The organism is Mucilaginibacter sp. (assembly GCF_039935595.1).
Lineage (GTDB): Bacteria > Bacteroidota > Bacteroidia > Sphingobacteriales > Sphingobacteriaceae > Mucilaginibacter.
The window spans coordinates 1-13,171 of the sequence record NZ_JBDTJZ010000094.1; the positions used below are offsets into that span (position 1 = coordinate 1).

General features: G+C 40.9%; 12 protein-coding genes. 10 read left to right on the forward strand and 2 right to left on the reverse strand.

Annotated elements, in window-relative coordinates:
• The 8 genes from ABI367_RS06140 to ABI367_RS06175 form a co-directional block, all read left to right on the forward strand.
• On the forward strand, positions 1-662 hold a 662-nt coding region (locus ABI367_RS06140), incomplete at its 5' end, for an alpha/beta hydrolase family protein (protein WP_462231396.1).
• A gap of 225 nt (positions 663-887) precedes the next feature.
• Positions 888-3,167 carry a TonB-dependent receptor gene (locus ABI367_RS06145; RefSeq protein ID WP_462231397.1) on the forward strand — a complete coding sequence of 760 codons (2,280 nt, stop codon included), beginning with the start codon at positions 888-890 and terminating at the stop codon, positions 3,165-3,167.
• Positions 3,168-3,172: 5 nt separating this feature from the next.
• Positions 3,173-3,964 (forward strand): DUF4249 domain-containing protein, encoded by a 792-nt coding sequence (locus ABI367_RS06150; protein ID WP_462231399.1) that lies wholly within the window; start codon positions 3,173-3,175, stop codon positions 3,962-3,964.
• A gap of 10 nt (positions 3,965-3,974) precedes the next feature.
• Positions 3,975-4,985, forward strand: a complete 1,011-nt coding sequence (ftcD, locus tag ABI367_RS06155) for a glutamate formimidoyltransferase (protein WP_462231401.1) — start codon at positions 3,975-3,977, stop codon at positions 4,983-4,985.
• A 125-nt stretch (positions 4,986-5,110) separates the two neighbouring features.
• Positions 5,111-5,722 (forward strand): hypothetical protein, encoded by a 612-nt coding sequence (locus ABI367_RS06160; RefSeq protein ID WP_462231403.1) that lies wholly within the window; start codon positions 5,111-5,113, stop codon positions 5,720-5,722.
• A 103-nt stretch (positions 5,723-5,825) separates the two neighbouring features.
• Positions 5,826-7,715, forward strand: coding sequence for a DNA topoisomerase IV subunit B (locus ABI367_RS06165; RefSeq protein ID WP_462231405.1), 1,890 nt, complete (start codon positions 5,826-5,828; stop codon positions 7,713-7,715).
• Positions 7,716-7,782: 67 nt separating this feature from the next.
• The gene (locus ABI367_RS06170; RefSeq protein WP_462231407.1) at positions 7,783-8,199 is read left to right on the forward strand and encodes a hypothetical protein; all 417 of its coding nucleotides are present in this window, start codon (positions 7,783-7,785) and stop codon (positions 8,197-8,199) included.
• Between the two features lie 49 nt (positions 8,200-8,248).
• Positions 8,249-8,734, forward strand: a complete 486-nt coding sequence (locus ABI367_RS06175) for a cytidine deaminase (protein WP_462231409.1) — start codon at positions 8,249-8,251, stop codon at positions 8,732-8,734.
• A gap of 118 nt (positions 8,735-8,852) precedes the next feature.
• On the opposite strand, the gene galB is transcribed toward ABI367_RS06175, so the two are convergent.
• Positions 8,853-11,255: a beta-galactosidase GalB gene (gene galB, locus ABI367_RS06180; protein ID WP_462231411.1), complete on the reverse strand. Its 2,403-nt coding sequence runs from the start codon at positions 11,253-11,255 to the stop codon at positions 8,853-8,855.
• Between the two features lie 239 nt (positions 11,256-11,494).
• On the reverse strand, positions 11,495-11,887 hold the full coding sequence (locus ABI367_RS06185; RefSeq protein ID WP_462231416.1) for a hypothetical protein: 393 nt from the start codon (positions 11,885-11,887) through the stop codon (positions 11,495-11,497).
• A 116-nt stretch (positions 11,888-12,003) separates the two neighbouring features.
• Between ABI367_RS06185 and msrA the strand changes: the two genes are divergently transcribed.
• Positions 12,004-12,546: a peptide-methionine (S)-S-oxide reductase MsrA gene (gene msrA, locus ABI367_RS06190; RefSeq protein ID WP_462258047.1), complete on the forward strand. Its 543-nt coding sequence runs from the start codon at positions 12,004-12,006 to the stop codon at positions 12,544-12,546.
• Between the two features lie 19 nt (positions 12,547-12,565).
• On the forward strand, positions 12,566-13,171 hold a 606-nt coding region (locus tag ABI367_RS06195), incomplete at its 3' end, for a 5'-nucleotidase, lipoprotein e(P4) family (protein WP_462231420.1).

Below are 13,171 nucleotides of genomic sequence, written 5' to 3' on the forward strand. Positions count from 1 at the left end.
CGGGTGGCGCACATGGCGGTACAGAATACACCACGGCAGCTTATGAGGCCTGGAAAAATACCGATCCTAAAAAGCAAACGTACCCGTTTTTGTATGACACCAGCTATGACCTTTGGCGATTGATGGATTATTTGGTTACCCGGCCCGACGTACAGGCCAACCGCATTGGTATGTCGGGCATATCAATGGGGGGTATGCAAACCTGGATGGCCGCAGCGATAGATAAAAGGGTAAAGGTTGTAGTTTTAAATATTGCGGCGCAAAGTTTTAAATGGTCGTTAGATAATGATAAATGGCAGGGCCGTACCGGTACTATTAAAGATGCACATTTAAAAGCGGCACATGATCTGGGCGATACTGAAATAAACAAGCAAAATGTTAAAGTCGTTTGGGATAAAATACTGCCGGGGATAACCGGCGAGTTTGATTGCCCATCAATGATACGCCTTTTAGCGCCACGACCAACGCTGATACTAAGTAATGAAAAGGACGAGAATTGCCCATTGCCCGGCGCACTTATAGCATTTGATTCGGCAAAGGCGGCTTATGCAAGTCAAAACGCATCAGATAAATTAAAAATGGACGTAGAACCTAATGAGCCCCATCGCTCAACCCCCAAACATATACAGATGACGCTGGATTGGTTTTCAAAATGGTTGTAACAATAGCCGGTTATATTAATCTTAAAATAAATTTTAGTTAAGTAGTTGATTGCACGTGGACTTTACTAATTAAAAAGGTAGTTTTGCGCTCACGGTAAACCTGTACAATGGCGACTAATATTTACCGCTGATAAAATGTTAATGTTAAAACCCCTACATATTTCCCGGAGATACCCGGTTAAAATAAAATTTTTACTTTTTATATGTTGCTTTTTTTTATCGGTAATGTATGCTGCCGCACAAAAAAAGTTTACGGTTAGCGGTAACATTAAAGATGGGGCAACCGGCGAGTTGTTGATAGGTGCGTCTGTAAGTTTAAAAGGGGCAACCCAAAGCCAAACCATAAGTAACAGCTATGGGTTTTACTCCCTCTCTGTTCCCGAAGGTAATTATACATTAACGTATAGCTATATAGGTTATGCCCCGGCAACACAAACTATTTCATTGCATCAAGACACCGTATCAAATATTAGCCTCGCTGTAAAAAATGACCTGCAGGAAGTGGTGATAAATGATAAACGGCCCAACAACAGTAATCTTATTTCGCCGCAAATGGGTGTAGAGAAGCTGGACATGTCGCAAATAAACAATGTGCCCGTTATTTTTGGTGAGAAGGATATTTTAAAAACCATATCCTTACTGCCCGGCGTTAAGGCGGCCAGCGAAGGTAATACGGGTTATTACGTACGTGGCGGTGGTTCTGATCAGAATTTGATATTGCTGGATGAGGCTACTGTTTATAATGCATCGCATTTATTTGGTTTCTTCTCCACCTTTAACTCAGACGCTATAAAAGATGTATCCTTATATAAAGGCGGTATGCCATCACAATATGGTGGCCGTTTATCCTCTGTACTGGATATAAAAATGAATGAGGGTAATAATAAAAATTATACCGTTGAGGGGGGCCTGGGGTTAATATCATCGCGTGTAAAATTTGAAGGCCCTATTGTGAAGGATAAAGGCTCGTTTATGATAAGTGCCCGTCGTACCTATATTGATATGTTTTTAAAAGCATCGTCAGACACGACGGTAAAAGGCAGTACTATTTATTTTTATGATTTGAACGCCAAATTTAATTATCATTTTAACGAAAAAAATACCATTTACCTTTCAGGATATTTCGGTAAGGATGTGTTGGGCCTAAAAAACACCTTCGGTACTGATTGGGGCAATGCCACAGGTACGCTGCGTTTTAACCACTTGTTTAGCAATAAGCTGTTTTCAAATACATCACTTATTTATAGCAATTATAACTATGTGATTCAAAGTTTTATAGCCGATAACGATTTTAAGGCCACTTCAAAAATTACCGATCTTAATTTAAAGGAAGACATACAATATTACGTTAATACCAAACATACGGTTAGGTTTGGTATTAATGCTATTAACCATACTTTGGCGCCGGGCAATATTAGCTCAACAAAAAATTCGAGCGTAAACAATAAAAGTATTGAACAGCGCTACGGGTTAGAAAGCGCCGCTTATATTAATGATGAATGGCATGCAACCGATAAACTTAACATACAGTATGGCCTGCGGCTAAGCGGTATGTTTTTATTAGGGCCGGGTACTTTTAGTACTTACGATGCCGCCGGTAATATTAAAACCTCAACAACTAAAACCGACAATGGCGTAGTTAAAAGCTATTTTAACCTCGAGCCCCGCTTATCTGCCAGTTATAGTTTAAACGATCAAACGTCGGTTAAGGCATCTTATAACCGTAATACACAAAATATTCATATCGTCAGCAATTCAACCAGTAGTACACCTACTGACCTGTATGTGCTGAGCAGTAATAATATAAAACCTGAAATTGCCGACCAGGTTTCGGCAGGGTATTTCAGGAATTTTAACGATAACCTGTTTGAGTTTTCTGCCGAAACGTATTACAAGTGGATGCAAAACCAGATAGACTATAAAAATGGTGCGCAGCTTATAGCCAATGCCAATGTGGAGTCGCAGTTATTATATGGCGTTGGCCGCGCCTATGGCATGGAACTATTTTTTAAAAAGCGTTATGGCAGGTTTAATGGCTGGGTAGGTTATACACTATCAAGAACCGAAAGAAAATTTGACGACATTAATAACGGCAAATATTTCCCGTCAAAATACGACCGTACACATGATATATCCGTAGTAGGTATTTATAAATTAAACAACCGATGGACATTTTCAACTACCTTTGTTTACGGTACGGGCAACGCGGTTACTTACCCCAATGGTAAATACAATATTGGCGGGGTAACTACGTATTATTACAGCGCACGTAATGCCTACCGCGAACCGGCTAATCACCGTATTGATATTGGTGCAACACTTGAAGGTAAGGAACATAAAAAATACCATTCAAGCTGGTCTTTTGGTATTTACAATGTGTATAACCATAAAAACCCATACACCATAACTTTCCGCGACAGCAAAACTGACCCTACAAAAACCGAAGCGGTTGAGACCAGTTTGTTTGGTATTATACCTTCGGTAACCTGGAACTTTAAATTTTAATAGTAATGTTTGGCAAATTAAAATATCACCTACTGTTAGCTGTAATGGTTTTGCTTACGGCCACATCATGCCAACGAGTAATTGATTTAAAGTTAGACAATGCCGAACCGCAGTTGGTTATTGAGGGTATAGTTACCAGCCAGTTAATAAACCAAACGGTAAAAATAAGTCAGTCAGTACCGTTTAGTAACAGTAATGTTTTTCCGGCAGTGAGTGGCGCCATAGTTACCATTGCCGATAATCATGGCAACACTTATAGCTTAACCGAGGGCATACCGGGCACATACTCAAGTGCAAAATTTCAGGGCCGCGTAGGGTACACTTATACTTTAACGGTACAGACCAACAGCAAAGTTTATACGGCAACATCTACAATGCCATTTCCGGTACGTTTTGATGACTTATCTTATAAAGACGATTTTTTTAGCCCTGATAAAAAAATCATGACGGTGCATTACCAGGACCCCTTAAATGTTGCCAATAACTATCATTTTTTATTGTTTGTAAATAGCGTACAGGCAAAAACTGTTTTTGTTAACGACGATAATTTTTCAAATGGTAAATATGTAGATTTTGACCTATACCAGAATAAAAGCGATATTAAGGTAGGCGACAACGTTTTAGTTGAAGCGCAATGTATTGACAGGAACATGTTTTTTTACTGGTTTAGCTTGAGCCAGCAACAGGATAACGGTAACGGGCCTACACCATCAAACCCGCCTTCAAATTTAAGTAACGGCGCTTTAGGCTATTTTAGCGCACATACCGTACAGCGACTGGCTGTGACTATTAAGTAGTTGTTTTGTAATGAAGAAGATAATAGAGTGTGTGCCCAATTTTAGCGAGGGTATAAATAATGATATCATCAATAGTATTGCCCGCGAAATTTCGGGTGTTGCAGGGGTTAAACTATTAAATGTTGATGCGGGTAAAGGTGCCAACCGTACGGTGATGACCTTTGCAGGCGAACCCGAAGGTGTTATTGAAGCAGCATTTTTAGCTATAAAAAAAGCCGGCGAATTAATTGATATGCGCACCCAAACCGGCGAGCATCCGCGTATGGGGGCTACAGATGTTTGTCCGCTTATTCCCATTAGCAATGTTACCATGGCCGAAACGGTTGAATATGCCAACAGGTTGGCCAAACGTGTAGGTAATGAGTTGGGTATTCCCGTTTATTTATATGAGTATTCTCAGCCCGATAAAGCACGCAGTAACCTTGCAGTAATAAGGGAGGGCGAATACGAAGGTTTTTTTAAAAAGATAGTGATGCCAAATTGGGAGCCCGATTTTGGCCCTGCCCGGTTAGATGCTAAACGCGGTGCCACAGTTATAGGCGCGCGCGATATTTTAGTGGCCTATAACATCAACTTAAACACCGTTTCAACTACTATAGCACATGATATTGCTTTGACTATACGTGAATCGGGCCACACGGTTACCAATGCTGATGGAAGCAGAACCCAAATACCGGGTACCTTTAAAAAGGTAAAAGCTATAGGCTGGTATATTGAGGAATATGGCCGGGCGCAGGTATCAATGAATTTAACCAATATTGCGGTTACACCTGTTCATAAAGTATTTGATGAAGTGTGCAACCGGGCAGCGACATATTCCGTTAAAGTAACCGGAAGCGAGTTAATAGGCATGATCCCCTTAAATGCCTTGTTAGAAGCCGGAAAATATTTTTTGCGCAAACAACATCTTCCCCAAACTGTTAATGAAGCCGAACTGATAGCTATTGCCGTTAAAAGCATGGGTTTGGATGAACTTTCTCCGTTCGACCCCAATAAGCGTATTATTGAATACCAATTGTAAAAATACAGCTACGCTTTTTACATAATAAGCATTAGCTTGTATGTTTATACTGGTTTAATTATTTGTTTAATTTTTATATTTATATTTCATTTTTGAAAGAAGTGTTTTACATTGTATATTAAGAAGTGGCCAGGCAAATACAATATATACTCCTTTATGCGGCATTATTTTTTGGCTTTGGTCCTGTTTTGGGGCAAGCTAAACTTAGCCCCGAACTTAAAGCATTTAATAAGCATCTGGCCAAAACAGGTATAACCTTTACCTTTCCTGCCGGATTTAAAGAAGTTAAACCCGGATATACAGATGATTATGGATTTGATTATGGCATTGCAAGTGTTGAAGACGAAAGCGAAATATGGTTCAAAATACGATCGCAGAAGGATAACCTGGCTGAATGTTTAAAAAAAGGAGATAAGCGGATAATTAACCCCGATTCGTTATACCAGGATATAGGGCTTTCGCAAGCCAACGCCTTTAAAAATAAAAGTGACGAGCGACCATTATTTATTCGTAGTATCCCGCCAATAACCCTTAGCCGTTATAATGCCGATTTGGGTAAAACCTACCTGATAAGCCTGCCTGATGAGCAGGAAACCAAGCATTATAAATTTGCCATGTTGGTTATTTTACAAAAAAATAAAGTGGGCACAGTAATGGCGGTATGTTTCGCCAACGAATTAGGCCCCGGTTTCTTCAAAAACCTCAATAAAGCCAGTAGCTGTTTAAAATTTAATTGATTTTTCTTTCCAAATGTGGATAAGTTAAAAGTGTTTGAACATAAAGTTCGGCATCAAAGCTTATTTTTGTTTTTAGGGGCATCTCCCTGCTTTATTGTTTTATATGGCTGAAGAAGTAAATTATAGTGAAGATAGCATCCGGTCGTTAGATTGGAAAGAACACATACGCCTGCGCCCGGGCATGTATATTGGTAAGCTGGGCGACGGCTCGGCTTATGATGATGGCGTGTATGTTTTGCTGAAGGAAATTATTGATAACTCTATTGACGAGTTTGTAATGGGCGCCGGTAAAACTATCGAAATAAATATTAGTGATCATAAAGTATCCGTGCGCGATTATGGCCGGGGTATCCCATTGGGAAAGGTGATCGACTGCGTATCAAAAATAAATACCGGAGGCAAATATGATAGCAAAGCCTTCCAAAAATCGGTGGGTTTAAATGGAGTGGGTACCAAGGCTGTTAACGCTTTATCTAACTCGTTCATTGTACAATCCTACCGTGATGGCCGCACAAAAATAGCCGAATTTGAAAAAGGCGAGTTGGTTAAGGATGAACCCGAAAAGGAAACCACACAACGTAATGGTACCGCAATCAATTTCCTGCCTGATGATACCATATTCAGGCATTACCGTTTTATACCCGAGTTTGTGGATAGCATGGTATGGAACTATGTATTTCTTAACTCGGGGCTTACCATCAATTTTAATGGTCAAAAATATTTTTCGGAGCGTGGGTTGTATGACCTGCTTACCCGCAATACTGATATAGAAACACTGCGCTATCCCATTATCCATTTAAAAGGCGAGGATATAGAAATAGCTATGACTCACGGACAGCAATATGGCGAAGAATATTATTCGTTTGTAAACGGGCAAAATACTACGCAAGGCGGCACGCACCAGGCGGCCTTCCGCGAAGCGGTGGTAAAAACCATACGCGAGTTTTATAAAAAGGAATTTGACGCGTCGGATGTTCGCGCATCCATAGTAGCGGCCATTGCCATTAAAGTACAGGAGCCGGTATTCGAGTCGCAAACCAAAACCAAGCTGGGTTCGCAAAATATTGGTCCGGAGGGACCGTCGGTTCGTGGCTTTATCAACGATTTTGTAAAGAAAGAACTGGATAATTACCTGCATAAAAACCCGGCCGTTGCTGATGCGCTGTTAAAACGCATTATGCAGTCGGAGCGCGAGCGTAAGGATATTGCCGGCATCAAGAAATTGGCTAACGAGCGCGCTAAAAAAGCATCGTTACACAACCGTAAGCTACGCGATTGTAAGCTGCATTTTGAAGATACACACGAGCGACGCCAGGATACTACGCTGTTTATTACCGAAGGCGATTCGGCCAGCGGATCAATCACCAAATCGCGCGATGTGATGACACAGGCGGTATTTAGCCTGAAAGGTAAACCACTAAATTGCTACGGACTAACCAAAAAAGTAGTGTATGAGAACGAGGAGTTTAACTTACTACAGCACGCTTTAAATATTGAGGATGGCCTGGATAACCTGCGCTATAACAATATTGTAATTGCTACCGATGCCGACGTGGATGGTATGCACATACGTTTGTTGCTGATGACCTTCTTCCTGCAGTTTTTCCCTGACCTGGTAAAAGCTGGGCATGTGTTTATTTTGCAAACCCCGCTGTTTAGGGTGCGTAATAAAAAGGAAACCATTTATTGCTATAGTGATGAAGAACGCCGTGATGCCATAGCTAAACTGGGCGTAAAGCCGGAGATAACCCGCTTTAAAGGTTTGGGCGAAATATCGCCCGATGAGTTTGGTTTATTTATTGGCAAAGATATTCGCCTTGACCCGGTTATTTTAAAAGATGCCAACATTAAGGGCCTTTTGGAATACTTTATGGGTAAAAATACGCCATCGCGCCAGCAGCATATCATCGGTAATTTACGGGTAGAGAAGGATGACGAAAGCATTAACCCAACCATAGTTGAGGATGAAGAAGTTTTGCCTGTAGCGGTGTAACGTACACGTTATGATAATCATTGATACTAATTGGAAAAAAATTATATTCAGGCTAATAATAACGGCTTTGTCATTAATTGGTATAGGTTTAATGGTGTATAACAATCCTATTGGCCAGCCGAGCTTTTATATAGTTTTATTCTTGATTTTAGTATCCTCGTATATTTTCGTTAGTTTACTGGTTGGTTTTTTTGGAATCATTAAAGTAGAATTAGATAAATCGACAGAAAAGTTTACATTTATTAGATTCTATTCTAGAAGTGAGGTGTTGGTATCTGACATCGCAGGTTATAATACTTCTGTTTTTAATAGCAGAACCGGAGTTACTTATGGTATTATCATAAAAACAAAGGATAACAAACTCAGGGAACTCAATCCCATTAATCTAAAAGACCTTTCTGGTATTAGCGAATATTTAACGGAAAATTCTGTGCAATATAAAGGAGAAACGCGATCATTTTATCCCTTTACTACCGCACTTTAAAATTTAATTCCTATATTGTTACCCCTGCTTTTTTCAGTAGGGTTGATAAATGATTAATCACCAAATAAAAGTGGCCTTTGATGAGTACAGCTCATTACAGGAATTAGATATAACCGATCGCGAGCTTTGCCTGCAAGCCGTCAAGGCGATGGAAAACTCCCATTCGCCTTATTCAAAATTTAGTGTAGGCGCGGCATTAAAACTACAAAGCGGCAAAATAATTTTAGGCAGCAACCAGGAAAACGTGGCCTACCCATCAGGCTTATGTGCCGAGCGTGTGGCGCTGTTTCATTGGGGCGCTAACCACCCTGATGACCTGATAGAAAGTATGGCCGTAACCGCTCATACCAACGAATTTAAACTGCTTAAACCAGTTACCTCATGCGGCTCATGCCTGCAGGTAATGGCCGAGTATGAAAAAAAGCAGGGTAAGCCCATCCGTGTGTTGCTGTATTGTATTGACGGGCCGGTTTGGGTAATAAACGGCATTGAAAACCTACTGCCATTCCTGTTTTTTGAGGATAGGTTAGCCTGATCAATTGTCAAAAAACTGGGGATATAATCGTGCCCCATCATATAAACCGAATAAATAATATATAAAAAAATGGGCCGTTAGATGATTCTAACGGCCCATTTTTTATGGAGTTATATGCTTATTTGCTGTTAATAGTTATAGTAGCACTTTGCAGGCCCGGGCTGGTAGCGACAAATGTGCTCGCTCCAGCTTTTTCTTTAGCCTGTAAAATAGCCAGCGCCATACCATTAAAGGCTTTGCGATAGTTAACTTTAAATGAATCCAAACTGGTAGGATCGCCGTTATCAACGCCAACTATAGCCGCCTGGCCCTTTACACTAAAGTCTACTTTGTTAGCTGCATCAGGCACCAAATTACCGTCTTTATCTAAAATCCTAACGGTGATAAATGACAAGTCATTACCGTCTGCTTTAATATTTTTCCTGTCGGCAGTTAATTCAATTTTGGCAGGTGCACCAGCGGTATGTATTTCGCGCGTTAAAACCACTTTGCCATTTTTGCGCGATACCGCTTTTAAAGTACCCGGTTGGTAAGTAAGTCGCCACATTACATGCAGATCATCCCCAACTTTCTTTTTAACGCCCTGCGATTTTCCGTTTAAAAACAACTCCACCTCATCGGCATTGTTGTAGTATGCCCATACGTCAACGGTTTTGCCCGGTTGCCAGTTCCAATGCGGAAAAACGTGCAGAACCGTTTTATCGGTCCACTCACTTTGATACATATAGTATGAATCTTTAGGAAACCCCGCCAAATCAACTATACCAAAATACGAGCTGCGTGCCGGCCAAGGGTATGGCGTAGGCTCGCCTAAATAATCAAAGCCTGTCCAAATAAACATCCCCGAAAGGAAATCATACTTTTTAATGACCTTCCAGGTTTCTTCGTGGGTAGAACCCCATGGTACTGAAATATTATCGTAAGCCGATACGGTAAGGTCATCATTCATTTTTGAACCGCGTCTTCCCGGCCAGCGGCGAATACTATCCGATGGCATATCATAATGGCCACGAGTTTCAATAGCGGATGTAGTTTCGGTACCTATAAATTTCTTGCCCGGGTAACGATCATGAAACTTAGCAAAATCATTTACAGCATAATTATAACCCACCAAATCCAACGCGCCTGATTTTATGATCTGGTTACGCGGGCTTGGATCATTGTTTGCCGTAGTAATAGGGCGTGTTTTATCCAAACTATGTACAATGGCAGCCAGTTCGGGTGCTAAGCGCAAGGCGCTGGTATCGGTTTGCTGCGGTATCTCATTACCAATGCTCCATATAAATACACTCGGGTGGTTACGGTCGCGCAGTATCTGATCTTCCAGATCTTTTTTATGCCACTTTCGAAAATAAAGGTGATAGTCGTATTTGTTTTTTCCCTTCTCCCAGCAATCAAAGGCCTCATCCATTACAATGAAACCCATTTTATCGCATAGGTCAAGCAACTCGGGTGCAGGTGGGTTATGGGAGGTACGTATACCGTTAACGCCCATGCCTTTTAAAATTTGCAGTTGCCTTTCTAAAGCGCGTGTATTTAATGCCGCGCCCAGGCTGCCCAGGTCGTGGTGATCACATACCCCTTGTATTTTTAATGATTTACCATTTAAAGTAAAACCCTTATCCGCATCAAAATTAAAATAACGGATGCCCAAAGGTGTGGTGTATTCATCAACCACAGCATTATTGGCAATAACCTGGGTAACAACTTTATACAGGTAAGGTTTTGCAACCGACCATAGCACCGGTTTATTAACAACAAAAACCTGGTTAACAGCAGTTATGCTATCACCTGAGCTGATGTTGTCTGCTGATTGATTAGCCACGGCAATACCCGCAGCATTATATATAGTTGTTTTTACTGAATATGGTGATATTTTACCCTCGTACTTCCTTACTTTAACATCCAGATTAATCGTGGCCGACTGGCTGCTCACTTTTGGTGTAGTAATGTAAGTGCCCCAATGGTCAATTGCTAATCTGCTCGTTGTAACCAACCAAACGTTACGATAAATACCCGAGCCTGAATACCAGCGCGAGTTTGGCTGCTCAGAATTATCAACCTTAACGGCAATAACATTGGGCTTATCGTAATTTAAGTAAGGGGTTAGTTCATAACGGAAGGATATATAGCCATTTGGTCTGAAGCCCAGGTAATGCCCGTTTATCCAAACCTCGCTTTTTTCGTAAACACCGTCAAAATCTACATAGATCATCTTCCCTTTTGACGAAGCGGGTACGGTAAATGTTTTACGGTACCAGCCAATGCCGCCGGGTAATGCGCCGCCGCCGGTTGTGGCAGGTGCATCTTTGCTAAATGCGCCCTCAATGCTCCAGTCGTGTGGTAAATTTAATGACCGCCAGTTGGCATCGTTTAAAGTTGGCGACTCCCCATTAACAGCGTTGCCCAAATAAAAATGCCATCCCTTGTCAAAATCAGCAACAGAGCGTCCGCGCTGGGCAAATGTTACCGACGCAAGCAATAGCAATCCAATAAATAAAAGTGGTTTTTTAAACATCATTTGTAATAAGTAAATAGTTTATAAAATTGGTTTTGCGGTAAACATGCCTGCGTAATACTTACGGTAGCCCCAACCCAATAATAAATTGGGGCCAAGCAACAGGCAGCCCATATACCAGCCCGAAGGTACTAGTATGGTATGAAATAAAAAAACATTTAAGCTAATATGAAAAGCCACCACCACGGCAAAAGGGGCATAATGGTTAAATAGGCCCAATATACAGTAGTTTTCATAATTGCTTATACAGTAGGATTTACAGTAAATACGCTTTGGTAATATTTACGGTAGGCAATACATAAAAACAATTCAAGCGCCAATATACCTGTACCCATGGCTATGGCATACGGAGCTAATATTAAATGAAACAGAAAAATGTTAACGCTGATAGGCAATAGCACTAATAAAAAGAATGGTGTAAATCGGTTAAATAATAAAAACAATCCGCTAATTATTTCAAGGCTTTTTAGAAAGGGAAAAAAATATCCAGACCCGAAAAGTCCGGTACTGAAAGCCGTTGCCGGTGCGCTCATTACGGGTGGCGCCATTTTAAGGAAAGGAAAGAAAAAGTTTATTCCGAATACAACGAAGATAAGCGCCAGTAAGGTACGGGCTATTAATACTGCAATTTTCATAGTTATATGGTTTATATGTGAGTTTATTCAAAATTTAGTAATTAAATTGACATAATCAAATGTTGTGCTGGTTTTTAAACCAAACAGGTGTTACATTCGTTAATATAACTATGAAAATGCAAAAAATAACATTTGGCAGTGGGTGCTTTTGGTGCACCGAAGCTATATTTCAAACGGTTAAAGGGGTAAAAAGCGCTATATCCGGCTATATGGGCGGGCATGTACAAAACCCAACTTATGAGCAGGTATGCACCGGCAATACAGGCCATGCCGAAGTTGTTGAGGTACAGTATGATGCCAGCGAAATATCATTAGATGAATTACTATTGATTTTTTTTAAAACGCACTATGCCACCACCCTTAACCGGCAGGGTAATGATATTGGTACGCAATACCGCTCGGCTATATATTATTATACGGATGAGCAAAAGCAAATCGCGGAAGCTATGGTAAAAAGGCTTACTGATGAACAGGTGTATGATAATCCTATAGTAACAGAAATAACCCCTGCTTCGGTGTTTTACAGGGCCGAAGATTATCACCAGGATTATTTTACGCATAATGCTACCAAATCATACTGCGCGTTTGTGATACAGCCTAAACTTAATAAGTTTGCCAAAGAGTTTTTAGATAAAATAAAGCCCGAATTGCTGCAATAATTCTTTGGATAAAAATTACATGAAAAAATACAAACTGTTATTATTGCCGGGATTATTGATCTGTTCCCTTTTTCACCAACAGGTCAAAGCGCAGCAAGCCCCTCTTTCATCAATAACAAACAGCGGCAAGGTTTGGGCATTGCTTTACCAGCAGCAGGCCGCAGAGTATAGGGCCTTGTGTTTCCAGGCATATAACATAGCCAAATTGCGCCTGGATGAGGCTTTAAAACATCCCGGTAAAAAACCATTGGCAGTAATTACCGATATTGACGAAACCGTATTAGATAACAGCCCCTACGACGCAGCACGTGCCATCAATAATCTGGATTTTGATATTACTACCTGGAAACAATGGACGGCCAAAGGCATTGCCGATACCGTGCCCGGTGCACCATCATTTTTTAAATACGCCGCAAAAAAAGGGGTTGCCGTTTTTTACATCACCAACCGCGATGAGGACGAGCGCGCGGGCACGCTTAAAAACCTGAAGCTTTATAATATGCCCAATACTGATGACGCTCACTTGATTTTAAAACAGGAAACATCAAGCAAAGAAGCGCGCCGGCAACTGGTACTTAAAAAATATAATGTTGTATTGCTATGCGGCGATAACCTCCCCGATTTT

Excerpts from the sequence above, each read along its gene's own strand:
- ABI367_RS06145 (WP_462231397.1), top strand. The coding sequence starts at position 888 with ATGTATGCTGCCGCACAAAAAAAGTTTACGGTTAGCGGTAACATTAAA.
- ABI367_RS06150 (WP_462231399.1), top strand. The coding sequence starts at position 3,173 with ATGTTTGGCAAATTAAAATATCACCTACTGTTAGCTGTAATGGTTTTG.
- ftcD (WP_462231401.1), top strand. The coding sequence starts at position 3,975 with ATGAAGAAGATAATAGAGTGTGTGCCCAATTTTAGCGAGGGTATAAAT.
- ABI367_RS06165 (WP_462231405.1), top strand. The coding sequence starts at position 5,826 with ATGGCTGAAGAAGTAAATTATAGTGAAGATAGCATCCGGTCGTTAGAT.
- ABI367_RS06175 (WP_462231409.1), top strand. The coding sequence starts at position 8,249 with ATGATTAATCACCAAATAAAAGTGGCCTTTGATGAGTACAGCTCATTA.
- galB (WP_462231411.1), bottom strand. The coding sequence starts at position 11,255 with ATGATGTTTAAAAAACCACTTTTATTTATTGGATTGCTATTGCTTGCG.
- ABI367_RS06185 (WP_462231416.1), bottom strand. The coding sequence starts at position 11,887 with ATGAAAATTGCAGTATTAATAGCCCGTACCTTACTGGCGCTTATCTTC.
- msrA (WP_462258047.1), top strand. The coding sequence starts at position 12,004 with ATGCAAAAAATAACATTTGGCAGTGGGTGCTTTTGGTGCACCGAAGCT.